Origin of the sequence: Streptomyces sp. NBC_00306, assembly GCF_036169555.1 — a bacterium.
Lineage (GTDB): Bacteria > Actinomycetota > Actinomycetes > Streptomycetales > Streptomycetaceae > Streptomyces > Streptomyces achmelvichensis.
Map to the genome: position 1 here is coordinate 3,641,557 of NZ_CP108032.1, position 25,736 is coordinate 3,667,292.

Annotated in this window: 23 protein-coding genes and 2 pseudogenes; 15 read left to right on the forward strand and 10 right to left on the reverse strand. The window is 70.8% G+C overall.

Features of this window, described 5'->3' with window-relative positions; translation table 11 throughout:
- Window positions 1-120 precede the first annotated feature (120 nt).
- Window positions 121-540, forward strand: coding sequence for a pyridoxamine 5'-phosphate oxidase family protein (locus OHA05_RS16075; RefSeq protein ID WP_313945674.1), 420 nt, complete (start codon window positions 121-123; stop codon window positions 538-540).
- On the opposite strand, the gene OHA05_RS16080 is transcribed toward OHA05_RS16075, so the two are convergent.
- On the reverse strand, window positions 527-3,304 hold the full coding sequence (locus OHA05_RS16080) for an FAD-binding and (Fe-S)-binding domain-containing protein (protein ID WP_328863406.1): 2,778 nt from the start codon (window positions 3,302-3,304) through the stop codon (window positions 527-529). The genes OHA05_RS16075 and OHA05_RS16080 overlap by 14 nt on opposite strands.
- A gap of 477 nt (window positions 3,305-3,781) precedes the next feature.
- On the opposite strand from OHA05_RS16080, the gene OHA05_RS16085 reads away from it, so the two are divergent.
- The 3 genes from OHA05_RS16085 to OHA05_RS16095 all read left to right on the forward strand — a co-directional run bounded on the left by OHA05_RS16085 (window position 3,782) and on the right by OHA05_RS16095 (window position 6,835).
- Window positions 3,782-4,276 carry a GTP-binding protein gene (locus OHA05_RS16085; protein ID WP_443043703.1) on the forward strand — a complete coding sequence of 165 codons (495 nt, stop codon included), beginning with the start codon at window positions 3,782-3,784 and terminating at the stop codon, window positions 4,274-4,276.
- Window positions 4,277-4,380: 104 nt separating this feature from the next.
- Complete coding sequence (serC, locus tag OHA05_RS16090; protein ID WP_328860994.1) at window positions 4,381-5,499, forward strand: phosphoserine transaminase; 1,119 nt, start codon at window positions 4,381-4,383, stop codon at window positions 5,497-5,499.
- 163 nt (window positions 5,500-5,662) lie between these two features.
- Window positions 5,663-6,835, forward strand: coding sequence for a serine hydrolase domain-containing protein (locus OHA05_RS16095; protein ID WP_443043704.1), 1,173 nt, complete (start codon window positions 5,663-5,665; stop codon window positions 6,833-6,835).
- Between the two features lie 83 nt (window positions 6,836-6,918).
- Here the strand turns inward: OHA05_RS16095 and OHA05_RS16100 are convergent, their stop codons facing one another.
- Together OHA05_RS16100 and OHA05_RS16105 are read right to left on the reverse strand one after the other, a co-directional pair.
- A complete protein-coding gene (locus OHA05_RS16100; protein WP_443043705.1) occupies window positions 6,919-7,788 on the reverse strand; it encodes an ABC transporter permease in 870 nt (289 codons plus the stop codon).
- Window positions 7,785-8,813, reverse strand: a complete 1,029-nt coding sequence (locus tag OHA05_RS16105; protein WP_328860995.1) for an ATP-binding cassette domain-containing protein — start codon at window positions 8,811-8,813, stop codon at window positions 7,785-7,787. Before OHA05_RS16105 ends, OHA05_RS16100 begins: the two co-directional genes overlap by 4 nt.
- A 99-nt stretch (window positions 8,814-8,912) precedes the next feature.
- Here OHA05_RS16105 and OHA05_RS16110 point away from each other — a divergent pair, with 99 nt between their 5' ends.
- Window positions 8,913-9,764 carry a TetR/AcrR family transcriptional regulator gene (locus OHA05_RS16110; RefSeq protein WP_328860996.1) on the forward strand — a complete coding sequence of 284 codons (852 nt, stop codon included), beginning with the start codon at window positions 8,913-8,915 and terminating at the stop codon, window positions 9,762-9,764.
- Window positions 9,765-10,077: 313 nt separating this feature from the next.
- Here the strand turns inward: OHA05_RS16110 and OHA05_RS16115 are convergent, their stop codons facing one another.
- A complete protein-coding gene (locus tag OHA05_RS16115; RefSeq protein ID WP_328860997.1) occupies window positions 10,078-11,061 on the reverse strand; it encodes a WD40 repeat domain-containing protein in 984 nt (327 codons plus the stop codon).
- A 168-nt stretch (window positions 11,062-11,229) separates the two neighbouring features.
- Here OHA05_RS16115 and OHA05_RS16120 point away from each other — a divergent pair, with 168 nt between their 5' ends.
- A complete protein-coding gene (locus OHA05_RS16120; RefSeq protein WP_313945666.1) occupies window positions 11,230-11,913 on the forward strand; it encodes a GDSL-type esterase/lipase family protein in 684 nt (227 codons plus the stop codon).
- Between the two features lie 30 nt (window positions 11,914-11,943).
- Here OHA05_RS16120 and OHA05_RS16125 read toward each other — a convergent pair whose 3' ends face one another.
- Together OHA05_RS16125 and OHA05_RS16130 are read right to left on the reverse strand one after the other, a co-directional pair.
- A complete protein-coding gene (locus tag OHA05_RS16125) occupies window positions 11,944-12,411 on the reverse strand; it encodes a hypothetical protein (RefSeq protein ID WP_313945665.1) in 468 nt (155 codons plus the stop codon).
- Window positions 12,412-12,623: 212 nt separating this feature from the next.
- Complete coding sequence (locus OHA05_RS16130) at window positions 12,624-13,094, reverse strand: carboxymuconolactone decarboxylase family protein (RefSeq protein WP_328863410.1); 471 nt, start codon at window positions 13,092-13,094, stop codon at window positions 12,624-12,626.
- A gap of 105 nt (window positions 13,095-13,199) precedes the next feature.
- On the opposite strand from OHA05_RS16130, the gene OHA05_RS16135 reads away from it, so the two are divergent.
- Both OHA05_RS16135 and OHA05_RS16140 read left to right on the forward strand, forming a co-directional pair.
- Window positions 13,200-13,712: a MarR family winged helix-turn-helix transcriptional regulator gene (locus OHA05_RS16135; RefSeq protein WP_313945664.1), complete on the forward strand. Its 513-nt coding sequence runs from the start codon at window positions 13,200-13,202 to the stop codon at window positions 13,710-13,712.
- A gap of 58 nt (window positions 13,713-13,770) precedes the next feature.
- Window positions 13,771-14,760 (forward strand): aldo/keto reductase, encoded by a 990-nt coding sequence (locus tag OHA05_RS16140; RefSeq protein WP_313945663.1) that lies wholly within the window; start codon window positions 13,771-13,773, stop codon window positions 14,758-14,760.
- A 333-nt stretch (window positions 14,761-15,093) separates the two neighbouring features.
- Here the strand turns inward: OHA05_RS16140 and thpR are convergent.
- The 3 genes and pseudogenes from thpR to OHA05_RS16155 all read right to left on the reverse strand — a co-directional run.
- Window positions 15,094-15,651: pseudogene (gene thpR / locus OHA05_RS16145) on the reverse strand (RNA 2',3'-cyclic phosphodiesterase); the annotation flags it as partial.
- A gap of 132 nt (window positions 15,652-15,783) precedes the next feature.
- Window positions 15,784-17,100, reverse strand: a complete 1,317-nt coding sequence (locus OHA05_RS16150; RefSeq protein ID WP_328860998.1) for an MFS transporter — start codon at window positions 17,098-17,100, stop codon at window positions 15,784-15,786.
- Between the two features lie 27 nt (window positions 17,101-17,127).
- Window positions 17,128-17,568, reverse strand: a complete 441-nt coding sequence (locus OHA05_RS16155) for a MarR family winged helix-turn-helix transcriptional regulator (protein WP_327682984.1) — start codon at window positions 17,566-17,568, stop codon at window positions 17,128-17,130.
- Window positions 17,569-17,763: 195 nt separating this feature from the next.
- On the opposite strand from OHA05_RS16155, the gene OHA05_RS16160 reads away from it, so the two are divergent.
- A complete protein-coding gene (locus OHA05_RS16160) occupies window positions 17,764-17,946 on the forward strand; it encodes a ribbon-helix-helix protein, CopG family (protein WP_313945660.1) in 183 nt (60 codons plus the stop codon).
- Between the two features lie 32 nt (window positions 17,947-17,978).
- Here the strand turns inward: OHA05_RS16160 and OHA05_RS16165 are convergent, their stop codons facing one another.
- Window positions 17,979-19,415 carry an NCS2 family permease gene (locus tag OHA05_RS16165; protein ID WP_313945659.1) on the reverse strand — a complete coding sequence of 479 codons (1,437 nt, stop codon included), beginning with the start codon at window positions 19,413-19,415 and terminating at the stop codon, window positions 17,979-17,981.
- A gap of 199 nt (window positions 19,416-19,614) precedes the next feature.
- On the opposite strand from OHA05_RS16165, the pseudogene OHA05_RS38245 reads away from it, so the two are divergent.
- The 6 genes and pseudogenes from OHA05_RS38245 to OHA05_RS16195 all read left to right on the forward strand — a co-directional run.
- Window positions 19,615-19,860: pseudogene (locus OHA05_RS38245) on the forward strand (DUF2530 domain-containing protein); the annotation flags it as partial.
- Between the two features lie 202 nt (window positions 19,861-20,062).
- Window positions 20,063-22,528, forward strand: a complete 2,466-nt coding sequence (locus tag OHA05_RS16175) for a cation-translocating P-type ATPase (RefSeq protein ID WP_328860999.1) — start codon at window positions 20,063-20,065, stop codon at window positions 22,526-22,528.
- Between the two features lie 261 nt (window positions 22,529-22,789).
- Window positions 22,790-23,755, forward strand: coding sequence for a hypothetical protein (locus tag OHA05_RS16180; protein WP_328861000.1), 966 nt, complete (start codon window positions 22,790-22,792; stop codon window positions 23,753-23,755).
- 10 nt (window positions 23,756-23,765) lie between these two features.
- A complete protein-coding gene (locus tag OHA05_RS16185) occupies window positions 23,766-24,164 on the forward strand; it encodes a hypothetical protein (protein WP_328861001.1) in 399 nt (132 codons plus the stop codon).
- A 475-nt stretch (window positions 24,165-24,639) separates the two neighbouring features.
- Window positions 24,640-25,104: a hypothetical protein gene (locus tag OHA05_RS16190; RefSeq protein ID WP_328861002.1), complete on the forward strand. Its 465-nt coding sequence runs from the start codon at window positions 24,640-24,642 to the stop codon at window positions 25,102-25,104.
- 104 nt (window positions 25,105-25,208) lie between these two features.
- Complete coding sequence (locus OHA05_RS16195) at window positions 25,209-25,673, forward strand: hypothetical protein (protein ID WP_328861003.1); 465 nt, start codon at window positions 25,209-25,211, stop codon at window positions 25,671-25,673.
- Window positions 25,674-25,736: the final 63 nt, after the last annotated feature.

Sequence of the window (25,736 nt, forward strand, 5' to 3'; positions counted from 1 at the left end):
GCGACGAAAGCGGAACGCCGCAACGCACACGCGGCCACCCCCGCCCGTCCGGCGGTGAGGACACAAGACACACCCCCGCGCGCACCCCCCTCCGCCCACCCCCCGTGGTACAGACTGCACATGACCCGCGACGAACTCCTCTGGTTCCTCCGCCGACACAAGCTCGCCGTCGAAGCCTCCGTCGGGCCCGGCGGCAGACCGCAAGCCGCCGTCGTCGGTTTCGGTGTCAGCGATCAGTTGGAGATCGTCTTCGACACCGTCAACACCACCCGCAAGTACCGCAACCTCCTCGCCGACCCCCGTATCGCCCTCGTCATCGGGTGGGACGAGGCCGTGACCGTGCAGATCGAAGGGCTCGCCGACTTTCCCGAGGGGCCCGAGCTGGAGCGCCTGAAGGCTGCCTACTTCACGGCGTATCCGGAGGGGCGGGAGCGGCTCGGGTGGCCCGGGATCACGTATGTCCGGGTGCGGGCGCACTGGGCGCGGCACAGTGACTTCACCGTGGAGCCCGCGCGGATCGAGGAGCTCACTCTCGACTGAGGTCGTCCGGCAGGGCCTCCGCGAGCACCTCCGCGAGGTGCCGTGCGCGGTGGCCCTCCAGCTGGGCCAGCTGCGTACGGCAGGAGAAGCCGTCCGCGAGGAGTTCCGCGTCCGGGCCCGCCGTGCGGACCGCCGGGAGGAGCTGGTCCTCCGCGCAGGCCACCGACACCTCGTAGTGGCCGCGCTCGAAGCCGAAGTTGCCGGCCAGTCCGCAGCAGCCGCCGCTCAGCTCCCCTTCCAGACCCGCGCGTTCACGCAGCCGGCGTTCCGCGTCATCGCCGAGGACCGCGTGCTGGTGGCAGTGCGTCTGGCCGGCCACCGGGCGATCCAGGCGCGGCGGTGTCCAGTCCGGGGCGCACTCCTCCAGCGCCTGGGCGAAGGTGCGGACCGATGCGGCGAGGCGCGCCGCGCGGGGGTCGTCCGGCAGGAGTTCGGGGAGGTCCGTCCGCAGCGCCGCCCCGCAGCTCGGCTCCAGGACGACCACGGGGGCGCCCAGGTCGAGCAGCGGCTCCACGGTGTCCAGGGTGCGGCGCATCACCGTGCGGGCGCGGTCGAGCTGGCCGGTGGAGACGTAGGTGAGGCCGCAGCAGACCCGGCCGGGCGGCACGACGAGGCCCAGGCCCGCGGACTCCATGACCCGTACCGCGGCCCGGCCGACCTCCGGGGAGAGGTGGTCGGTGAACGTGTCCGGCCACAGCACGGCCGTACGGCTTGTCGCGAGAACCTCCGTACGGCCTCGCAGATGCCCGGCCAGCCAGGTGCGGAACGTCTCCGGGGCCAGCCGCGGGATGTCCCGTTCGGGCGCGATGCCGCCCAGCCGCTTGGCGACGGACGCCAGCGGCCGGACCCGGGCCGCAGCGTTGACGAGCCGGGCGAAGGGGGCCGCCGCACGCAGCCACTCGGGCAGCCGGCCCATGGCGTAGTGGGACGCGGGCCGGCGGCGCCCCGCGTAGTGGTGATGCAGGAACTCCGCCTTGTACGTGGCCATGTCGACGCCCACCGGGCAGTCGCTGCGGCACCCCTTGCACGACAGGCACAGGTCGAGCGCGTCCCGCACCTCGGGGGAACGCCAGCCGTCCCGCACGATCTCGCCCGCCAGCATCTCGTGCAGCAGCCGGGCCCGGCCGCGGGTGGAGTGCGCCTCCTCGCCGGTGGCGCGGAAGGACGGGCACATCACTCCGCCGCCCGAAGCGGCCGATGTCGTACGGCACTTGGCGACGCCCACGCACCGCCGCACCGCGCCGGCGAAGTCGCCGCCGTCGTGCGGGTAGCCGAAGGCCACGTCGATCCTCTCCCGGGGGAGCACGGCGAAGCGGAGGTTGGCGTCGAGGCGGTCGGGGCGGGCCAGCATGCCGGGGTTCATGCCGCCGGCCGGGTCCCACAGGTCCTTGAACCGGCCGAAGAGGCCGACCAGTTCGTCCCCGTACATCTTCGGCAGCAGCTCCGCGCGCGCCTGGCCGTCGCCGTGTTCGCCCGACAGCGAGCCGCCGTGGGCGACGACGAGTTCGGCGACCTCCTCGGAGAATCGGCGGAAGGCCCGCACACCCGGCTCGCTCAGCAGGTCGAAGTCGATACGGACGTGGATGCAGCCGTCGCCGAAGTGCCCGTACGGCGTGCCGCGCAGGCCGTGCGCCGCCAGCAGCGCCCGGAAGTCGCGCAGATAGGCGCCCAGCCGGGCGGGCGGCACCGCGCAGTCCTCCCAGCCGGGCCAGGCCTCCGTGCCGTCGGGGGTGCGGGTCGCCGTGCCGGCCGCGTCCTCGCGCACCCGCCACAGGGCGCGCATGCCGGCCGGGTCGTCGACCACCGTGCCGTCCAACGCGTCGGCCGCGCGGAGCACGGCCTCGGCGCCGGCCCGTGCCTCGGCCGCGGTGTCCCCGCCGGTCTCCACGAACAGCCACGCGCCGCCGCGCGGCAGCCCGTGGCCGGGGGGCACCAGGTCCTCGGCCATGCCCTCGACGGTCAGCGGGCGGAGCGGAAGGAGCCCGGAGGCCGCCTCGGCCGCCGCGCTCTCGTCGGGGTAGCCGAGCACCGCGAGGGCCCGGGCCCGGGGCGCGTCGACGAGCCGTACGGTCGCCTCCGTCAGCACGCCGAGCGTGCCCTCGCTGCCGCAGAACGCGCGGGTCAGGTCGACGCCCTTCTCGGGCAGCAGCGCGTCCAGCGCGTAGCCGGAGATCCGGCGGGGCAGCCCGTCCGTGAACCCGGTGCGCAGCAGGGCGAGATGGCCGTCGACGAGTTCGCGCAGGCCGGCGGGGGCGCCGGAGTCCCAGCCACGGCCGAGGCGCAGTGCGGCGCCGTCGTAGGTGGTCACGGAGAGGCCGTGCACGTTGTCGGCGGTCGTGCCCCAGGCCACCGAGTGCGCGCCGCAGGAGTTGTTGCCGATCATCCCGCCGATCGTGCAGCGGGCGTGGGTGGAGGGGTCGGGGCCGAAGGTGAGGCCGAGGGGGCGTACGGCGTCGCGGAGGGTGTCCAGCACGACGCCGGGCTGGACGACCGCCGTGCGGGCCTCGGCGTCCACGTCGAGCACGGCCCGCATGTGGCGGGTGAAGTCGAGCACGACGCCGATGCCGGTGGCCTGCCCGGCAATCGACGTACCCGCGCCGCGCGGCACGACGGGCACCTCGTACTGCCGGCAGACCGCGAGTGCGGCGGCCACGTCGTCGGCGTCCCGGGGTGCGACGACGCCGACCGGTACCCGCCGGTAATTGGAGGCGTCCATGGTCATCAGGGCTCTGCCGGCGGCGGAGAAGTCCACCTCGCCGCGCATGTCCCGCCCGAGGGCCCGCGCCAGCTCGCCCGTCGCGCCGGCCGTCGTGCGGGTGTCCGCGGACCCGGAGTGCGCCTCCCGCACCCGGGCAGAGCTGCCGTCCGGCTGCCGGTCCGGCCCCGTCTGTCGCTGTTCCGCCATGTCTCTCAGCATGCCCCCGTCACTCCCGTCACACCGCCGCGAAACGGGCCGGTCCGGCGGCCGCTCTCTGCCAGGCCTTGGCAAAGCCGGGGGGGAAGAGCCCAAAGTGATCGCCAACTCTCCTATAGTGACGAGCACTTGATCGGGAACACGCGGCTCCAGTTCTGCCCCCGCCACCCCTCGGAAGGCAACACTCGATGACCGGCACCGCTCAGAAGCGATGACCCGCGGTACGCGGGCGGTCCCCCGGCCGGGCCACACCCCACGCCTGTCGGGACGACCGAGAACACACTGAAGATCGTCGTCGTCGGCGGCTTCGGCGTCGGCAAGACCACGATGGTCCGCTCCGTCAGCGAGATACGCCCGCTGCACACGGAGGAGGTGATGAGCCGCGCCGGCCGCAGCCTGGAGGACACCAGCAGGGTCAGCGGCAAGAACGCCACCACCGTCGCGTTCGACTTCGGCCGGATCACCGTCGCCGACCGCAGCGTCCTCTACCTCTTCGGCGCCCCCGGCCAGAAGCGCTTCTGGTTCCTGTGGGAACGGCTGCTGGCCGGCACGATGGGTGCGGTCGTCCTCGTCGACACCCGTTGCCTCGACGAGGCCTGGTACGCCCTGGACCGCCTCGAACACCACGGCATGCCGTACATCGTCGCGGTGAACGACTTCGGCGGACCGCTGCACAGCGACGAGCACATCCGCGAGGCGCTCGCGCTCGGCCCCGACGTGCCGATGGTGGAGTTCGACGCCCGCGACCACTCGTCCAGCAAATTCGTCCTGATCGCGCTGGTCGAGCATCTGCACGCCCTGGCGGTCCGCCACAAGGGCTGAGCCCGCCGGTGACGCCGGCCACCGGTACGACCGTCATATGGGCAGCTGTCTCATCCGCCGGACCGCGTCCGCGCGACGCCCCGTGACCGACTACGCTCCGGAACGTGGCTGAGATCCGGATTCCCGCTGACATCAAGCCCGCCGACGGCCGTTTCGGCGCGGGCCCCTCCAAGGTGCGGACGGAGGCGCTCGACGCCCTGTCCGCCACCGGCACGTCCCTGATGGGCACGTCCCACCGCCAGGCCCCGGTGAAGAACCTGGTCGGCGCGGTGCGCGACGGCGTACGTGACCTGTTCCAGCTCCCCGAGGGCTACGAGGTCATCCTCGGCAACGGCGGCTCCACCGCCTTCTGGGACGTCGCGACGCACGGCCTGATCGACAACAAGTCCCAGCACCTGTCGTTCGGCGAGTTCTCCTCCAAGTTCGCCAAGGCCGCCAAGCTCGCACCCTGGCTGGCCGAGCCCACCGTCATCACCTCCGAGCCGGGCACGCACCCCGAGCCCGAGGCCGAGGCGGGCGTCGACGTGTACGGCTTCACGCACAACGAGACCTCGACCGGTGTCGCCGCCCCCCTCAAGCGCGTGAACGGCGCCGACGAGGGCGCGCTGGTCCTGGTGGACGCCACCTCGGGCGCCGGCGGCCTGCCCGTCGACATCGCCGAGACCGACGTCTACTACTTCGCCCCGCAGAAGTCCTTCGCCTCCGACGGCGGCCTGTGGATCGGTGTCTTCTCCCCCGCCGCCCTGGAGCGCGCCGCGCGCATCCACGGCTCCGGCCGGCACGTCCCGGAGTTCTTCAGCCTCCCGACGGCGATCGACAACTCCCTGAAGAACCAGACGTACAACACCCCCGCGCTGGCGACCCTCTTCCTGCTGAACGAGCAGCTGAAGTGGATCAACGGCCAGGGCGGTCTCGACTGGTCGGTGCGCCGCACGGCGACCTCCTCGCGGACCCTGTACGGCTGGGCGGAGGCGTCGAAGTACGCCACCCCGTTCGTCGTCGACCCGGCCAAGCGCTCGCAGGTCATCGGCACCATCGACTTCTCCGACGACATCGACGCGTCCGCGGTCGCCAAGGTGCTGCGCGCCAACGGCATCGTCGACACCGAGCCGTACCGCAAGCTGGGCCGCAACCAGCTGCGCGTGGCGATGTTCCCGGCGATCGACCCGGCGGACGTCGAGGCGCTCACCGCGTGCGTCGACTACGTGATCGAGAACCTCTGACACCCACGTCGTACGAATGAGGGGCCCGGCGGCCGAGGCGGCCGGGCCCCTCGTCGTCCCGATGGGCGCGGGCTCGGCCGGATGGAGCAGCGGCGCGGGCAGGGGCGGGGCGGCCGCCCGATGCTGAGCGTGCCCATCGTGCTCGCCCACCGGGAGAACCACCGTGCCGCTGCCCCGACGCTCGCCGCTTCGTCTGTCCGCCGCCGCCCTGCTGACCGCCGCCGCTCTCGCCGGGCTGATGTCCGCGCCCGCCCGCGCCGCCGACCCCGCCGGCTCCGACCACGACCGCGCGCTGCAACGGCAGTTGCGGCAACTGATCGCCGCCCCGGGCGGGCCGCCCGGCATCATCGCCGTCCTCCGGCGCGACGGCCGCTCGGAGGTCCACCGCGCCGGTGTCGCCGAGATCGGCACGGACCGGCCGGTCCGGGTGAGCGACCACATGCGGATCGCCAGTACGGCCAAGGCGTTCAGCGGAGCGGTCTCCCTCCGCCTCGTCGACCGCGGGAAGCTGCGCCTGGACTCCACCATCGGCAGGGTGCTGCCCCGGCTGCCGCGCGCCTGGCACCGGGTCACGCTGCGGCAGTTGCTCAACCACACGAGCGGCCTCCCGGACTACTCCGAGGACCGTGAGTTCCTGGAGCTCCTGGCCGCGGACCCGCGGCGGCGCTTCGACTCCCGCCGGCTGCTCGACTTCGTCGCCGGCGAGCCGCTCCGGTTCCGGCCGGGCTCGCGGTACCGGTACTCCAACTCCGACAACATCGCCGTGGCCCTGATGGCGGAGGCGGTCACGGGCCGGCGCTACGAGGACCTGCTCGCCCGTCTTGTGTACCGCCCGCTCGGTCTGCGCGACACCAGCCTTCCGCAGGGCTACGAGCTGCCCGAGCCGTACCTGCACGGCTACGACGTCACCCCGCCGGACCCGCCGGAGGACGTCTCCGAGGTGCTCAGCGCGTCCGGCATCTGGGCGTCCGGCGGCATCGTCTCGACACCGCGGGACATGACGGCGTTCGTCCGCGGCTACGCGGGCGGCCGGCTGATCTCGGCGCGGACGCTGCGCGAACAGCGGCGCTGGGTCGCGGGCGCGTCGGAGCCGGCGGGGCCGGGCGCGAACAAGGCCGGTCTCGCGATCTTCCGCTACGCGACACGGTGCGGGGTGGTGTACGGCCACACCGGCAACTTCCCCGGCTACACGCAGCTGATCGCGGCGACGGCCGACGGCAGGAGGTCGCTGACGTTCTCGATCACGACCCAGGTGAACCGGCTGAACAAGCCGGAGCTGCTGGAGCAACTGCGGGACGTCCAGGAGGACTTCGTCTGCGAGCTGCTGCGCCGGTAGACGCGCGCGCCACGCGGGTGGGGCCATCCCCCCGTTCCGGCCCCACCTGCGAGCGACCCGCGCTCAGGTCCCGGCGCGCGACGTCAGCGGCTCAGACGCTGGAAGCGGCGGACCGCCAGCGGCAGGAACACCGCCGTCACGGCCAGCGGCCACACCACCGCCATCAGCACCCCGTGCTCCTGGATCCAGCTCCCGTCCCCCGCCACCGGGTTGCCGAACAGCTCCCGGGTCGCCGCGGCCGTCGACGAGATCGGGTTCCATGCCGCGACCGTGCCCAGCCAGTCGGGCATCGACGACGGCGGGACGAAGACGCTGGAGATCATCGTGAGCGGGAACACCACCGCGTAGAGACCGCCCGCCGCCTCCGGGCTCGGCACCAGCAGGCCCAGCCAGATCCCGACCCAGATCAGACTGAACCGCAGCAGGACGAGCAGCGCGAACGCGGCCGCCGTGCCCAGGAGTCCGCCGTCCGAGCGCCAGCCCATCACCAGGGCCGTGGCCGCGAGGATCGTCAGCTCGGCGCAGGCCACGATCAGATCGTTGACCCCGCGGCCGGCGACGACCGCGGACGGTGCCATCGGCATCGAACGGAAACGGTCGATGACCCCCTTCGAGGAGTCGGTGACGACCGAGATGGCCGTGTTCATGAAGCCGAAGGCCATGGTCATCACGAACATGCCCGGCATCAGGAAGTCGCGGTAGTCGCCCCCGCCCGGCGGCTTCATCGCGCCGCCGAAGACATAGCCGTACAGCAGCACGGAGACGATGGGGAAGCCCAGCTGCCAGGCGATGTAAGAGGGTTGGCGCCGGTAGTGGGTCAGCCCGCGGCGTACGACGTTCCAGCAGTCCAGCACCGCCCAGTACAGCCGGCGCTCCCCCTCGGTCTCGACCCGCAGATCGACGGCGGCGACACCGGTGGGCGCCGGTCCGCTGCGGTCCATGACGTCGCTCATGCCGCGCTCACCTCGGTCTTCTCGGTCGTCCCGGTCGAGTCGGTCTTCTCGGTCGAGTCGGTCTTCTCGGTCGCGTCGGGTGTCTCGGTACGGTGGCCGGTCAGGCGCAGGAACACGTCGTCCAGGCTGGGCCGGCGCAGGCCGATGTCCTCGACCGCGACGCCCGCGTCCTGGAGGGTGCGCGCCACCTCGGTCAGCGCCGCCACCCGGTCGGTCACCGTCGCGTGCACCCGGCGCTCCTGCTCGCTGGTCTCCGGCCGGCCCTGCGCGACGCGCGCGACCACGGCAGCGGCCGCCGGCAGGTCCGCGGGATCACCGACCACGACCTCGATACGGTCGCCGCCCACGCGGTTCTTCAGCCCGTCGGGGGTGTCGTCGGCGATGGCCCTGCCCTGGTCGATGACGGTGATGTGCGAGGCCAGCTTGTCGGCCTCGTCGAGGTACTGCGTCGTCAGCAGCACGGTCGTCCCGCCCGCCACCAACTCTCTTACGGCCTTCCACACTTCGCCGCGCCCGCGCGGGTCGAGGCCCGTCGTCGGCTCGTCCAGGAACAGCACCTCGGGCGCGAGGATCATCGAGGCGGCGAGGTCGAGGCGTCTGCGCATGCCTCCGCTGTACTGTCCGACGCCCTTGTCCGCCGCCTCCACCAGGTCGAACTGCTCCAGCAGTTCACCGGCGCGCAGCGCGGCCCGCCTGCCGCCCAGATGGAAGAGCCGCCCGAACATCTCCAGGTTCTGGCGGCCGGTGAGGATCTCGTCGACGGCGGCGTACTGACCGGCGAGCCCGATCCTGCCGCGGACCCGGCGGGGGTCACGTGTGACGTCGACGCCGGCGACCCGCGCCCGTCCGCGGTCGAACCGCAGCAGCGTACTGAGGACGCGCACGGCGGTGGTCTTGCCGGCGCCGTTCGGCCCGAGCAGACCGTGCACGGTGCCCCGGCGCACGGCCAGGTCGAAGCCGTCGAGTGCGCGCTTGTCCCCGTATCTCTTCTCGATCGCTTCGGCGAGTACGGCGTGTTCGTTCACGAGCCCTCCCGGCAGGACGGATGACAGACAACTGGGTACGGTGTACTCACAAGAGAGTACAGCGTACCCAGTTCTTGTCCAGCGCATTAGGCTGAAGCCATGACGACCGAAACGAGCGGCAGCGGAGACATCTCCCGCACCCTGGAGCTCCTGTGGGGCACGGGCGAGCGTCCGAGCCGGGGCCCGAAGCCCGGCCTGACCCTCGACCGGATCGTGACGGCGGCCGTCGAGATCGCCGACGCGGAGGGGCTGGCGGCCGTCTCGATGCGGCGCCTGTCCACGGAACTGGGCGCCGGCACGATGACGCTCTACCGGTACGTCCCCGGCAAGGCCGAGCTGCTCGACCTGATGCTGGACCGGGTCGGCGGCCAGCCCCCGGCCACGAAGGAGCCCGAGGCGGACTGGCGCGCCGCGATCGACGCCCTGGCGCGCGGCTACCTCACGCTCTACCGGGAGCACCCCTGGCTCCTCAAGGTCAACCAGGCCAGAACGGTCCTCGGCCCGAGCGCGCTACGGGGACTGGAGTACGCGCTGACGGGCCTTCAGGACATGGGCCTCACGGACCCCGAACTGATCTCCGTGATCATCGCGACGCAGAGCTTCGTGATGGGCATCGCCCGGATGGAGATCGAGACGATCGAGGCGGCGAAGGCGACGGGCCGGAGCGACGAGGACTTCTGGGAGGGCCAACGGCCGTTCCTGGAACGGGCGATGCTGAGCGGGGAGTACCCGCGGATGGCGGCGCTGGCGGAGGACACGTTCAGCAGGGACTTCGACCATTTCGAGTTCGGGCTGGGGAGGCTGGTGGCCGGCCTGGAGGCCCTGGTCCGCGACCGCGCATCGAGCCCTGCCGGGACAACAGGCCGCGCATCCAGCCCCGCCGGGACTACGGGCCGCGCATCCAGCCCCGCCGGGACAACGGGCCGCACATCAAGCCCCGCCGGCGATTGAGGCGCGGGGTCCGGGGCAGCGCCCCGCGAACCGGCCGCACCATCACTACCGGGCACGCCCTACGGCCGTGTCCTCAAACGCCGGACGGGCTGAACCTGCCCCGCACACCAAGCCCCGCCGGGACAGCAGGCCACACATCAAGCCCCGCCGGCGATTGAGGCGCGGGGCCCGGGGCAGCGCCCCGCGAACCGCCCGCACCATCACTGCCGGGCACGCCTGCCGGGACAACAGGCCGCACAATTCAGCCCCGCCGGCGATTGAGGCGCGGGGTCCGGGGCAGCGCCCCGCCAACCGGCTGAACCTGCCCGCACACTCAGCCGCGCCGCAGCATCCGCTTCAGGCCCAGCACCAGCGCCGTCGCCGCCGCCAGACCGATCACCGCGTAGGTGAAACTGTTCTGGTCGTCGTCGGCACCCTCGCCCCCGCCGCCGCCCGCCGCACCGTCCTTCCCCGACGGCGACGTCCCGCCCGACGCCTCGTCCTTGCCGAGCGGCACCCGCTCCACCTCGCTCTGCTCCCCCTCCGTCCCGAACATCAGCGCCTTGCCGTCCGTCGTGTACGTGACCGACTCCGCCTGGCCCTGGATCGGCGCCTTCACCCGGTGGTCCGCGCCGAGGCGGCCGTTCGTCCACTCGTAGCCGCGGGCGCTGAAGTACGAACGCAGCACCAGCTCCTTCCCGTCCGGCGAGAACGCGCCGTCGGTCACCCACGGCACCTCCCCGACCCGGCGGAAGGTGTTCGTACCGGACCGGGTGAGTTCGGCCGGGCCCTCGTACAGACCGCCGCCGTCCTCGTTCTTCGACGCGATGTAGACCCGCCCGGTCTTCGGATGGACCATCATCGCCTCGGCGTTGCGGGCTCCGTCGGCGTACGTGACCGTGTACTGCGTGGCGTTCACGGTCATGTCCTTGAGCGCCTTCGGCTCGGGGAACGTGTAGATCCACACGTGGTCCCAGCTGCCGTTGAGGTTGTCCCCGATGTCGCCGACGTAGACCTTGCCGTCCGGGCCGACCGAGATCGCCTCCATGTCCCGCGGAGTGCCCACCCCGCGCAGGGTGATCGTCGCGACCGTCTTCCCGGTCCGGGAGTCGACGGCGAACACCCGCGGCTCGTCCTGGTCGTTGTGCGTCCAGTACACCCCCGAGTGCGCCCGGCTGGCGGCGAGGCCGCTGGACTCCGTGACCCGCGGGTCCGTGATCGTGAAGCCGGGGTCCTCCGACGTTGCGGAAGCGGCCGGCACGGCGGCGAGCAGGACGAACGCGGCGGCAGCGGCGGTGACGTACGGAAGCGAACGCATGCCCCAAGCCTGCCATCCCGCCCGGGTTCCGGCCCGCGCCCCCGGAACCGCCTCCCGGCGACCGCGCCCGCACCCGCGCCCGCACAGGCACAGGCACAGGCACAGGCACCACCCCCGTGGCCGGTCTCACATCGCGGCCCAGCCGTCCCGTCCGCCATGATGTGCCCCATGCGTTTCATGTTCGTCGGCGACTCCATGACCATCGGACGCGCCGGCGACTACACCTGGCGCTACCGGATGTGGCAGCACCTCGGCGCATCCTTCGGCAGCCCGTACGAGATCGTCGGCCCGCGGACCTGGCTGTACGACACCGAGGTGGACGCCCCGCGCTCGTACGCCTACGCGGCGCCGTTCCCCGCGGACGCCCGGCGCCATCTCGCGGGCTGGGGCGAGGGCTGGCTCCACATGGCGCCGGTGATCCGCGAGACGGTGACCGACCAGCGCCCGGACGTCCTGCTGGTCTCGCTCGGCCTGATAGACCTCGGCTTCTACACGGACAGCGGCCAAACCGCCCTGAACGTCCGCCGGTTCATCGCCGAGTCCCGTGCGGCCAACCCGCACGTCCGGATGGTGCTGCTCCCCGTCATACCGAACGTGCGCGCCCGTGCGGACGCGCCGTTCGCGGCGGAGTGCGACCGCTTCAACGAACTGCTCGCCAAAGCGGTCGCCGACCTGGACACCGCGGCGTCCCCGATCCTCCTGGCGTCCCGTCCCGAGCGGTACGACCTCGACACGGACACCTACGACGGCACCCACCCGAGCGCGTCGGGCGAGCACAAGCTCGCGGCGGCGTACGCGCAGGCGATGCACCAGGCGTGGGGGCTGGGCGCCCGTTACGAGGCCGCGGCCTGATCCTGCCGCGTACCGCCCCGGCCGAGGCCGTCAGAAGACGAACGGCCCGGGGTTCTGCGGGGAGGTCGCCGTGCAGGTGGCGGTGATCCCGAACACCACCACGGTCAGGGACGTGGCTTCCAGGCTGTCGCCCACCGCCACGGTGCCGTCCAGCGGTCCGGTGGAGACGGCGCCGCCCGCCGGGATCGCGGGGTTGGCGTTGCCGGTGAACGTCGTGGTGTCCGTGCCGTTCTTCGCCAGCGTGAGCGTGGACTTCACCGAGTTCGCCGAGATGGGCAGGGGTGAGGTGATGGCGTCCGTGGCCAGGCTGATGGTCGCGGCTGTGCCGTCCTGCGTGGCCGTGAGGTTCGCCGTGCCCGAGCCGAACGAGCCGCAGTCGAAGGACAGCGTCGCCTTCTCCGGCGTCACCGCCTGGGCCGCGGGCGCCATCGCGAGCGTGCCGGCGGCCAGCAGGCCGACGCCGAGGAATGTGCCGATGCCAAACGTGCCGTGCTTCATGGGAGGTCCCGCCTTCGTGTGTGGGGTCACGGGCCGGCGCCGGCGGCTGCCATCGGGCGTGCGCACGCAATCCTGGGGCGTTGGGGAGCCCGGGAAGCTGGATCACCTGCGAGCACGGTGCGGCTGATGGGTCGTCAGCGACGCTCCCATTGCTGCACGGGCCTCCCGGGAAAACAAGGAGAGCCACCGAATGTTGACATGTAACGGCCAAATCAGGCTGTCGGCTCCAGCGGGGCGCGCGTCAGACGGTTGGCGAAGGCGGAGAGCGTGTAGGTCCCGATCCCCATGACCACCTCCAGCGCGTTCTGCGGAGTGAAGCCCTGGCCGAAAAACGCCGCCAGCGACTCGTCCCCGGCCGCGCCGGACGCGGCGATCACGTCGAGCGTGAACCTCCGTACGGCTTCGAGGCGTTCGTCGTCGAGCGGGCGCTGCGCGACCAGCGCCGCCACGGTTTCCTCATCCGCCCCCAGCGCCCGGAGTTTGCCGGTGTGCATCACGACGCAGACATGGCACTCGTTGCGCGCCGCGACCGTCATGATGACGACCTCGCGCGCCACCGGGTCCAGCGTCGTGCGCTCGAAGAGGGCGCTGAGCTGAAGGAATCCGTCCAGCGTGTGCGGCGAGGCGGCGAGTCTGGCGACCGCGGGCGGCAGATGCCCCAGATTGCGCCGGACCGCCTCCATCGAACGACGGGACGCGGGCGGTGCGGACTCCGGGCTGTGGTCGGGAAAGGCGCGATCGGCGACGGCGTGATCGGTGAGCACGGTGACCCCTCTAAGATGGACAACATGGTTGACGATAAAAAGGTAAACCAGGTTGTCGATAACGGCAAGGGGGTTCCCGGCAGGGGCTACGAGCTCCCCCTGCTCCTCTTCGCCGGATTCCGCTCCCTCATCGACCGGCTCCACGTCGAGCTGGCCCGCCAGGGCCACCCCGACGTCCGCCCCGCACACGGCTTCGCGATGCAGGCGATCGGTATCGACGGCGCGACCGCGAGCGAGGTCGGCCGCCGCCTCGGCGTCTCCAAGCAGGCCGCCGGCAAGACCGTCGACCGGCTCGTGGCGCTGGGCTACGCGGTCCGCGCCGACGACCCGGCCGACGCCCGCCGCAAACTCGTCCGGCTCACCCCGCACGGCCTGGACGCACTGTCCCGCTCGGCCGCGATCTTCGACGAACTGCGCGCCGACTGGGCACGGAAGCTCGGTGCGGACCGGGTCGGCGACATCGAGCAGGCACTGCGCTCCGTCGTCCCCGCCGACGCCTTCCGCCTCGACGCGGCGGGCTGGTTCAGCGGGGCTTGAGCGTGCCGCGAGGCCGGCCCTTGCTTCGAGCGCGCTCCAAGGAGTTGGCTTGGGGCCCATGGAGTACACGCAGCTCGGACGCACGGGACTCAAAGTCAGCCGACTCGTCCTCGGGACGATGAACTTCGGGCCTCTCACCGACGAGGCCGACAGCCACACGATCATGGACGCCGCACTCGGCGCGGGCATCAACTTCTTCGACACGGCCAACGTCTACGGCTGGGGCGAGAACAAGGGCCGCACAGAGGAGATCGTCGGCAGCTGGTTCGCCAAGGGCGGCGACCGCCGCGACAAGGTGGTCCTCGCCACCAAGGTCTACGGGAACATGGGCGCCGACGGCGAGGCCTGGCCCAACCACGACAAGCTCTCCGCGCTCAACATCCGGCGCGCCGTCGACGCCAGCCTCAAGCGGCTGAAGACGGACTACATCGACCTCTACCAGTTCCACCACATCGACCGCAGCACCCCGGTCGAGGAGATCTGGCAGGCCATCGACACACTCGTCCAGCAGGGCAAGATCCTGTACGTGGGGTCGTCCAACTTCCCGGGCTGGAAGATCGCCCAGGCCAACGAGGCCGCCGCGCGCCGGGGTTCGTACGGGCTGGTCAGCGAGCAGTGCCTCTACAACCTCGCCGAACGCCGCGCCGAGATGGAGGTGATCCCGGCCGCGCAGGAGTACGGCCTGGGCGTCATCCCCTGGTCGCCGCTGCACGGCGGACTGCTCGGTGGGGTGCTCAAGAAGGAGGCCCAGGGCGGACGCCGCGCGACCGGCCGTGCCGCCGACACTCTGGCCGACGCCGACTCCCGCGCGCAGATCCAGGCGTACGAGGACCTGCTCGACAAGCACGGTCTGGAGCCGGGCGAGGCCGCGCTGGCCTGGCTGCTCTCCCGTCCGGGCGTCACGGGACCGATCGTCGGTCCGCGTACGGCGGACCAGCTGGAGTCCGCGCTGCGCGCCGTCGAGCTCGAACTGAGCGACGAGGTGCTGGCCGGTCTCGACGAGATCTTCCCGGGGCCGGGGCCCTCTCCGGAGGCCTTCGCCTGGTAGGTCACCGGCAGTGACCGACGGACGGCCGTGGGCCGGCCGGCAGCGGACGGATACCGGACGCCGCTACCGGCCGGCCACGGCCGCCACGGCGATGATGCCGAACATCAGCACAAGGACGCCGGCCATGATCTGGTTTCTGGTCTTGGTCTTCACGCAACGAGGTTAACGCGGCTGTTCGAGGGGCCCCGAACCCGGCTCCGGTTCCGCACCCCGTTCCGTGCCGGGGGCCGGCTCCGTACCGGGGACCGTCGGGGCGCCCGGACCCGGATCGGTGGCCGGCCCCGGCTCCATGGCCGCCTCCGCGCCCGGTTCCGGCAGAGCGCCCGCGTCCTTGCCGAGCGGCCAGGTGCCCACCGTCTCGTAGCGCGGTTCCTCCCCCTTCACCCCGCTCACCGGCAGGTTGCTGCGGACGAGATGGAGTTCGGACACCTCCCAGGGGGTGCTGTCGAAGTCGGCCAGCGCGTCGACGAACGGGATCAGCGACATGTCCACGCGGCTGCGGGCGACGGTGAGGTGGGCCGTGTAGCGGCGGTGTTCCTCCATGCCGATCCCGGACCTGCGGGCGGCCGCGTCCGCGCGCTCGGCGAGCAGGCGCATCTCCGCCAGCCCGCCGGAGGCCCCGGCCCACAGCGCACGCTTGCCGAAGTGCCCGCCGGCGTGGATGCGCAGCGGGAAGGGGTCGGTACGGCGTGCGGCCCGGCCGAGCCGTTCGTGCAGCTCGGGCAGGATCTTCTCGTCGACCTCGCCCATGAAGGCGAGGGTGAAGTGCCAGCCCGCCCGGCCGGTCCAGCGCAGGCGGTCCGCGCCGGGCAGGGTTCTCAACCGGTCCACGGCGAGGCCGAGTTCGTCGACGGCCTGGCCGGGCGGCAGTACGGCGGCAAAGAGTCTCATGATCCGAGTCTGGCCCAGCCGGCCCGGTTCACACAGGTGCCGGGAGCCCTTCCCTGCGCCGTCCCACGGGGCGCCGGACCTCCGTCCCACAGCGTGGCCGGCTCCGGTCCCACCCCTCGGCCGGCCCTCGTCTCACGCGGCGGTCGCGAGCCTCTCCCGGGGCACGAACTCCAGGTGCTTGTGGCCCGGCCGCAGGTCGACCTTCAGGCGCAGCCCGCCGGCGCGGGCGAGCATCCCACCGATGCCGAGCGCCGCCAGCAGCGAGATGACACCGCCCGCCGCGAAGCCGATCCGCGGTCCGTAGGTGTCGGTGATCCAGCCGAAGACGGGCGCGCCCAGGGGCGTACCGCCGACGAAGACCATCATGAACAGGCTCATCACGCGCCCGCGCATCGCCGGTTCCGTCGCCATCTGGACGCTGGAGTTGGCCGTGACGTTGACGGTGAGGCCGGTCATCCCGATCGGCACCATCATCAGCGCGAAGATCCAGAACCCCGGTGCGAACGCGGCGACGGTCTCCAGCAGTCCGAACATCACCGCGGCTCCGACCAGGAACCGCAGCCGTGAGGTCCCGCGGCGCGCCGCGAGCAGGGCGCCCGCCAGCGATCCGGCCGCCATCAGCGTGTTCAGCAGGCCGTAGGTGCCGGCGCCCGAGTGGTACACGTCGTCGACGAACGCCGACAGCCAGATCGGGAAGTTGAAGCCGAAGGTGCCGATGAACCCGACCAGGACGATCGGCCAGATCAGCTCGGGGTGCGTCGAGACGTACCGCAGGCCCTCGCGCAGCTGGCCCTTGCCCCGGGGCGCGCGCTCCACCTTGTGCAGCTCGCTGTTGCGCATCAGCAGCAGGCCGGCGATGGGCGCGAGGAAGGACAGTCCGTTGAAGAGGAACGCGTAGCCGCTGCCGACGGCCGTGATGAGGACACCGGCCACGGCGGGGCCGACGAGCCGCGCGGACTGGAAGTTGGCGGAGTTGAGACTGACCGCGTTGCCGAGCTGGTCGGGGCCGACCATCTCGGAGACGAAGGACTGACGCGCCGGGTTGTCGACGACGGTGACCATGCCGAGCAGGAAGGCCGTGAGGTAGACGTGCCAGACCTCGACGTGCCCGGTGAGGGTGAGGACGGCGAGCGCGGCGCCCGTCGCGCCCATGGCCGACTGGGTGGCCAGCAGCAGACCGCGCTTGGGCAGCCGGTCGGCGAGCACCCCGCCGTACAGGCCGAACAGCAGCATCGGCAGGAACTGCAGCGCGATGGTGATGCCGACGGCGGACGCGGATCCGGTGAGCGTCAGGACCAGCCAGTCCTGGGCGATGCGCTGCATCCAGGTGCCCGTGTTGGACACCACTTGGCCGATGGCGAAGAGCCGGTAGTTACGGATCTTCAGTGAGCTGAACATGGTCGTAGGAGAGGGTGCGGGTGCGGAGTCTGCTCCGGGTCCCGTACTCAACAGCGTCGCCTCCTCGGCGGTCGGTGCTTACGCCAGGTGCGCGAGCTTCTCCAGTACGGGAGCGGCCGCGCGCAGCTTGGCCCATTCCTCATCGTCGAGCCCCTCGGCGAGGGCGGCCAGCCAGGCGTTCCGCTTGCGGCGGCTCTCCTCGAGCATGGCCTCGGCCTGCTCCGTCTGGCTGACGACCTTCTGCCGGCGGTCGTCGGGGTGCGGTTCGAGACGGACGAGCCCCTTGGCTTCCAGGAGGGCCACGATCCGGGTCATGGACGGCGGCTGTACGTACTCCTTGCGGGCCAGCTCACCGGGGGTGGCCGAGCCGCAGCGCGCCAGGGTGCCGAGCACCGACATCTCGGTGGGGCTCAGCGATTCGTCGACGCGCTGGTGCTTCAGGCGCCGGCCCAGCCGCATGACGGCCGAGCGCAGGGAGTTCACGGCGGCGGCATCGTCGCCGTAGGACAGGTCCGACATGTTCGTTAGCGTAACTCATTACCCATGCTAAATACCAGCCGGGGGCGGGGGCTCGAGAGGGGCGCGAAGACGGTGCGGGAGGCGCACCCCGGGGGCGGTCCGGCGGCGCCCGAAAAAGGGCCGGGTCACCCATATGAGTGAGACGTATCCGGAAAGTGACGCACCGGCCACGACGCTGCGGCGACCCTGGCTGGCATGGGATCGACTGTGCTCAGCCTGCGGATAGACGGTGAGCTGCTCGACCGGCTCAGGCACCACGCCGCCATACGCGGAATGAGCGTCCAGGACTACGTGGTCCGGACGCTCATTCGCGACGACTTCGACGAACGCTTCAAGGCGGCCGTCGACGAGACGGAGAAGTTCTACGGGCTGACGTGAGCCGTGGGCGTCACGTCGGTCCGCAGGGGGGATCAGGCGAGGCCGAGTGCCGGCATCGCGTAGTAGAAGACGAACACCGCGGAGACGACGTACATCGCGACGGGCACCTCACGGCCCCGCCCGACGGCCAGCCTCAGCACGCTGAAAGCGATGAAGCCGATGCCGATGCCGTTGGTGATCGAGTAGGTGAAGGGCATCATCACCATCGCCAGGAACGCCGGGACCGCGAGCGTGTAGTCGCTCCAGTCGATGTCCCGGATCGAACCGGCGAGGATCAGGAAGCCGACCGCCAGCAGCGCGGGCGTCGCCGCCTGCGAGGGGACCATGGTCGCGAGCGGTGTGAGGAACAGCGCCACCGAGAACAGCGCGCCGGTCACCACCGAGGCGAGCCCGGTCCTGGCGCCCTCGCCGACGCCCGCCGTGGACTCCACGAAGCAGGTCGTCGCCGACGACGAGGTCGCGCCGCCCGAGGCGACCGCCAGACCGTCCACCAGCAGGACCCGGTTGATCCCGGGGAAGTTGCCGTCCTCGTCCATCAGCTTCGCCTCGTCGCCGACACCGAGGATGGTGCCCATGGCGTCGAAGAAGCAGGACAGCAGCACGGTGAAGACGAACAGTACGCCGGTCAGATAGCCGACTTTCTCGAAGCCGCCGAACAGGCTCACCTCGCCGACCAGCCCGAAGTCGGGGGTCGCGACCGGGCTGCCCGGCCACTCGGGCGTGGTCAGACCCCAGCTCGGGACGTCCGCCACCGCGTGGATGCCCATGGCGACCAGCGTCATCACGACGATGGAGATGAGGATCGCGCCCGGCACCTTGCGGATGATCAGGGCGAGCGTGAGCAGCGCGCCCACGGCGAAGACGAATACCGGCCAGCCGTTGAGGTGGCCGTCGAGGCCCAACTGGAGCGGCACGGTGGTCTTGGCGACGTCCGGGATACGGGAGACGAAGCCCGAGTCGACGAGCCCGATCAGCATGATGAACAGGCCGATACCGATCGCGATGCCCTTGCGGAGGCTGCGCGGCACCGCGTTCATCACCCGCTCCCGCAGCCCGGTGGCGACCAGCAGCATCACGACGATGCCGGCGAGGACGACCATGCCCATCGCGTCCGGCCACGACATCCGGGGGGCGAGCTGGAGCGCGACGACGGTGTTCACACCGAGACCGGCGGCCAGGGCGATCGGGACATTGCCGATGACACCCATCAGCAGCGTGGAGAAGGCCGCGGTCAGCACCGTCGCGGTGACCAGCTGGCCGCTGTCGAGCTGGTGCCCGTACATGTCCTTCGCGCTGCCGAGGATGATCGGGTTCAGCACGATGATGTAGGCCATCGCGAAGAAGGTGGCGAAGCCGCCACGGACCTCGCGGGCCACGGTGGAACCGCGCTGCGAGATGCTGAAGAAGCGGTCCAGGGGGCCGGACGGCGTCTGCGGGGGGTCGACCTTGGCGGGGGCCGAGCTGGTCATGCGGTCCTCATTGCGGTGACTGAACTCGGCGGCTCAGCGGTGCTGAACTTGGCGGTTCATACGAATAAAACCGGTCAGGGGCAAACCGTTTCAGTATGAACATATGAGGCCGTGATCGCTATCTCCGCGCGTAGACAGCGTGTGACCAGCTGAGGAGACCGGCGGGAGGGGCGTACAGGAGCAGCACTAAGCTGGCCGCATGGCGAAGTGGACCCCACGGCACGAGGCACCTGAGCCCCTTGAGGGGCCGATCGTCGGCACCATCGTCGGCGGCACCATCCTGTGGTTCGTCCTCTTCCTGGTGCAGATCCCCTTCTACAACTGGTTCGACGAACGCGACCTGATGTGGTGGGTGTGGACCTGCCTGGCCGGCGCGGGCCTCGGCCTGATCGGTATCTGGTACGTACGGGGCCGGGACGTCGCGATCAAGCGGGCGAAGGCGGCGGAGAGCGCGACGGCCTCGCCCGTGGCCGCCGATGACGCGCCGGCGCCGGGGGCGCACGGGGACGAATCCGCCGTTCCCGGGAGCAAGCCGGGGTCACCCTCGGACGAACCCGTAGTTCCCCGGGACGATTCGTCTCCTCCCCCGGTCTGATCCCGGGCGACTCGGCGGGTGAACGGGACCGTCCGGTCGTACCGTCGAGACCATGACGCAGCGGGCGAGGATCGAGACCAACGGCCCTGAGCCGGACGGCCCCCACATCGACGCGGGCGCCGAACTGGATCCCGTGCACCCGATGAAGCCGCCGAAGTCGCTCACCGCGACCCGGCCGCCGGCCACCGGGCTCACGGCGGCCGAGGTCGCCGAAGCCATCGCGCGGGGCGAGGTCAACGACGTCCCCGTGCGCTCCTCCCGGTCCACCGCCGACATCGTCCGGGCCAACGTCTTCACCCGCTTCAACGCGATCATCGGCGTGCTGTGGGTGATCATGCTCTTCGTCGCGCCGATCCAGGACAGCCTCTTCGGCTTCGTGATCATCGCCAACACCGGCATCGGCATCATCCAGGAACTGCGCGCCAAGAAGACCCTCGACGGGCTCGCCGTCATCGGTGAGGCCAAACCGTCCGTACGGCGCGACGGGGCCTCCGCGGAGATCTCCACCTCCGAGATCGTCCTCGGCGATCTGGTCGAACTCGGCCCCGGCGACAAGGTCGTGGTCGACGGCGAGGTGGCCGAGGCGGAGAGCCTGGAGATCGACGAGTCGCTGCTGACGGGTGAGGCCGACCCGGTTCTCAAGCAGCCGGGCGACCAGGTCATGTCGGGCAGCTTCGTGGTGGCCGGCGGCGGGGCGTTCACGGCGACGAAGGTGGGACGCGAGGCGTACGCGGCCCAGCTCGCCGAGGAGGCGTCCCGCTTCACGCTGGTCCACTCCGAGCTGCGCAGCGGCATCAGCACGATCCTCAAGTACGTGACCTGGATGATGATCCCGACCGCGACCGGGCTCATCATCAGCCAACTGGTGGTCAAGGACAACAACTTCAAGGACTCCGTCGCCAGGACCGTCGGCGGCATCGTGCCGATGATCCCCGAGGGCCTGGTGCTGCTGACCTCGGTCGCCTTCGCGATCGGCGTCATCCGGCTCGGCCGCAAGCAGTGCCTCGTCCAGGAGCTGCCCGCGATCGAGGGCCTGGCGCGGGTGGACGTCGTCTGTCTCGACAAGACGGGCACCCTGACCGAGGGCGGCATGGATGTCACCGAGCTGCGGCCGCTGGACGGCGCGGACGAGCCCTATGTGCGCAAGGTCCTGGGTGCGATGGGCGAGTCCGACCCGCGGCCGAACGCCTCGCTCCAGGCGATCATCAACGCCTACCCGGACAGCGAGGACTGGCGGTGCACGCAGTCGCTGCCGTTCTCGTCGGCGCGCAAGTACAGCGGTGCCGCGTTCAGCGAGGGCAACGGCAACAGCTCCACCTGGCTGCTGGGCGCGCCCGACGTCCTGCTGCCCGCGGGCGACAAGACACTCGCCGAGATCGAGCAGCTCAACGAACAGGGTCTGCGGGTGCTGCTGCTCGCGCGGGCGGCCGGCGAGCTGGACGCGCCTGCCGTCGCGTCCGGGGCGACCCCCACCGCGCTCGTGGTCCTCGAACAACGGCTGCGGCCCGACGCCTCGGACACCCTGCGCTACTTCGCCGACCAGGACGTCGCCGCGAAGGTCATCTCCGGTGACAACGCGGTCTCCGTGGGCGCGGTGGCCGGAAAGCTCGGTCTGCCGGGCGCGGAGAACACGGTCGACGCCCGCCGGCTCCCCTCCGAGCGGGCCGAGATGGCGGCCGAGCTCGACTCCAACGCGGTCTTCGGCCGGGTGAGCCCGCAGCAGAAGCGGGACATGGTGGGCGCGCTCCAGTCCAACGGCCACACGGTCGCCATGACCGGCGACGGCGTCAACGACGTCCTCGCCCTCAAGGACGCGGACATCGGCGTCTCCATGGGCTCCGGCTCCGAGGCGACCAAGGCCGTCGCACAGATCGTGCTGCTGAACAACAGCTTCGCGACCCTCCCGTCCGTGGTGGCGGAGGGACGGCGGGTGATCGGCAACATCACCCGCGTCGCGACGCTCTTCCTGACCAAGACCGTGTACTCGGTGCTGCTGGCGATCCTGGTGGTCTGCTGGCAGGTGGAGTACCCCTTCCTGCCCCGGCATCTGACACTGCTGTCGACGCTGACGATCGGTGTGCCGGCGTTCTTCCTGGCGCTCGCGCCGAACAAGGAGCGCGCGAAGCCGCACTTCGTGCGCCGGGTGATGCGGTACGCGATCCCGTCGGGCACGATCGCGGCGGTCACGACCTTCTGCACCTACCTGCTGGCGCGCTCCCACTACAGCGGCCCCGGCTCCCTCGAAGCGGAGACGAGCGCGGCGACGCTCACGCTGTTCCTGGTCTCGATGTGGGTCCTCGCGATCATCGCCCGCCCGTACACGTGGTGGCGCATCGCCCTGGTGGCGACGATGGGCGGATGCTTCCTGATCGTGCTGGTCGTGCCCTGGCTCCAGCACTTCTTCGCGCTGAAGCTGGTCGGTATGACGATGCCGTGGGCCGCAGCGGCGATAGCGGCGGTGGGGGCGGTGCTGCTGGAGCTGGCCTGGCGGTTCGTGGGGAGGAAGTACCCGGCGTAGGGCGGCCGTTCCTCGGGTTGCCTCTCCGGCCGAACACCCCAGGGTGCGCAACGCCGTTCCCGATCCCTGGCCGGCCGATCGGCTCCAACCGTGCAGAACCTGAGGTTTGAGCAACTTCTGAGCCGGAATTGTGTGCTCCACCACAGGTGAAGTCCGTCGCCGGTGCTGAAGTTGATCACGACCGACGAGCACACCCGCTGCCCTCCTGACCAGGGGGCGATCCGGCCTGCTCGAGAACACGCAAAGCACCAGGGGGATCCCATGCGCATAGGCAACTCGCCGCGCACAGCCGTACGTCGAGTGACCGTTGCTGTGGCAGGCATCGCCGCCACCGCCGTCTTCACCGCCACGGCGCACGCCGCACCCGTGCCGGCTGCCGACGCGAAGCCTCTCGGCCCGGCCGCGCAGGCCGCCGCGCTGATCGAGAAGTACACCGGAACCAGCGACGTCGTACAGAGCACGCCCACCGCCGGTGGAACCCTCCAGGCCGTTACCGCGGACGACGAGGGCCGACGCACCGTGACCGCTCCGGCCACGGCTCACGGAACCGTGAGGTCAACCGCTCCTGACGGCGGCTCCATCGGCATCGGGCTGCCGAGCTCCGGCAGCGTCAGCGTCAGCGGGACGAAGACGGACGGCGGAACCATCGTCTACACCGGCGCTGCCAAGGACGCCGACCTCGCCGTCCAGCCAACGGCACAGGGTGTCCGCTCGCTGATCGTCATCAACAGCGCGGCAGCCGCCAAGGAGTACCGCTTCGACCTCGACCTGCCCGATGGCGCCGTCACGGAGCAGCACGAGGACGGCAGCGTGACCGTCAGCAAGGGCGACGAGATCCTCGGGACGTTCGCGGCGCCTTGGGCCAAGGACTCCGAGGGGGCCGCTGTCCCCACGACGTACCGCGTCGAGGACGGCTCGCTCGTCCAGACCATCGCCTTCGACGAGGACACCGCGTTCCCCGTCGTCGCCGACCCGAGTTGGTGGGACCAGACCAAGTACCTGGCCAAGTGCGGCGCCGCCGTGGCCGCTGTCCTGATCTCGTTCGCGCCGGCCGGCTCCAGCATCAAGGTCGTTCGCGCCGTGGCACTGTTCAAGAGGTACGGGGCGAAGAAGACCGCCTCCATCATCTGGCGCTTCGTCAACGGAAAGCGTGTCGGATCCGCTGAGCGCGAGGCTGTGAAGGCATTCATCGGCATCACCGCGATCTCCAGCGCCTGCAAGAAGTGAGGCAGCAGCCATGAAGTCGATCGAAGTCATAGCCGTCATCGCGCTCGTCGTCGAGGTGGGGCTGATGGGGCTGGCACGGTTCGGTACCGAGCGGCGGCACTGGAAGCACCATCTGAACCGAGGTCCGAAACCGCGTACCGGTGACGATGTCGCGCATGCACCCGCAATCCTGTACGGGCTCGCAGCCGTGGCCGTGACGGTCGCCGCGGTGGCCGCGCCGCTGGAGATGAGCCTGTCCACGGTCGGCACGATCGCGATGTTCGGGGTCCTCCTGCCGGCGTTCGCCGCGAACTCGGTGATGGTGCTTGCCTCCAGAGGCCGCCCCGAAGCCGTGACCCGTGTGCAGCGGTGGGCCGCCTTCGCGGTGGCCGTCGGCGGCGGAGCCGTGTCGGTGGGTCTGGCGGTCTGACGAGCCGCTGTACGAGGTGACAGGCCCGGGCCGCGCAGGCGGGCCGGGCCTGGGCCGACCGGCTTCCGGTGGGTACGCGGCTCTTCAAGGACCACCGGGTGCTGGTCGTGCCCTGGCTCCAGCACTTCTTCGTGCTGCAGCTGGTCGGTATGACGATGCCGGTGGGCTGCGGCCGTGGGGGCGGTGCTGCTGGAGCTGGCCTGGCGGTTCGTGGGGAAGAAGTGCCCGGCGTAGGGCGGCCGTTCCTCTCGGCCTCGGCCCCGGCGTTCCCGGACACGCGGCGGACAGCTGTTTGATTTCACGCCCCGGATCGGGGGAACATGGCCGCCGCCCGGGAACGGGGGTACGGGGAAACGGGGAGGGTTTTACGGATGGCGTGGGACGAGTGCGATCCAGGTTCGACGAGGTGAGGATCAAACCGGGCGCCCCGGCGCTTCTCCTGTCCCTCGCTCTCACCACTCTCACCGGATGCAGCATGAACGACACCAGTGACTCCGACGACATCCCATCCGCCGGCACAACCACCTCGCTCGCTGCTGCCGATACAGCGGAGAAGGTCTCCAGCGAGATCTACGACCTGATCGGTATCAAGGGAGAGATGTCCAAGCCCGGGGCCGGCGTCAAGGAATGCGGGGACAAGGACCGGGACAAGTACTTCCAGATCTTCCATCCATGGAGCCTCGTCCCGGCAGCGACCGCCGACCTCGCCGGGGTAATGGAGCGCCTCAAGAAGGAGCTGCCCAAGCACGGCTGGAAGGTCGTCGACCACGGGCCCGACACCAGCAAGAACCAGAACCTCAGCCTCACGGCCGACAACGACGCCAAGAAGCACAGCGTCAACATCGTCCACTACGCCAAGGAGAACCCGCAGCGTCTCGGCATCACTGTTCTCTCCGGCTGCTACCAGATCCCCGATGGTCAGGAGATCCAGCGCTTCTGAACCTCGTTCCCAGGCCTTGGACGGTTGAGGCTCCCGCATTGAAGATCAAACTCGGCGCACAGGCACTTCTGATCTCCCTTGCTCTGCCCCTCACCGGATGCAGCATGTCTGCTGCGAACAACAGCGACGAGATCCCCACAGCAGGCACCAGCACCTCGCGCGACGCCGCCGATACAGCGGAGAAGGTCTCCAGCGAGATCTACGACCTGATCGGTATCAAGGGGAAAGCCTCCGACACAGGCCCCGGGGTCAAGGAATGCGGAGACAAGGATCCGGAGAAGTACTTCCAGATCTTCCACAAGTGGAGCTTCTCCCCCGCGTCGGCGAGCCAGCTCAGCGGGGTCATGGAACGGCTCAAGAGCGAGCTGCCCGAGCACGGCTGGAAAGTCGTCGACCACGGGCCCGACACCAGCAAGAACCAGAACCTCAGCCTCACGGCCGACAACGACGCCAAGAAGCACAGCGTCAACATCGCCCACTTCGCCAAGCGAAGCTCACCGAAGCTGAGCCTGATGGTCGTCTCCGGCTGCTACCAGGTGCCGGACGGTGAGAAGGTCGAACGGTTCTGAGCCTGCTGCCTCCCTGCCGGGCGCCAGGCCGGGTACTTCCTCCTACGTGGACGGGCGGGCTCG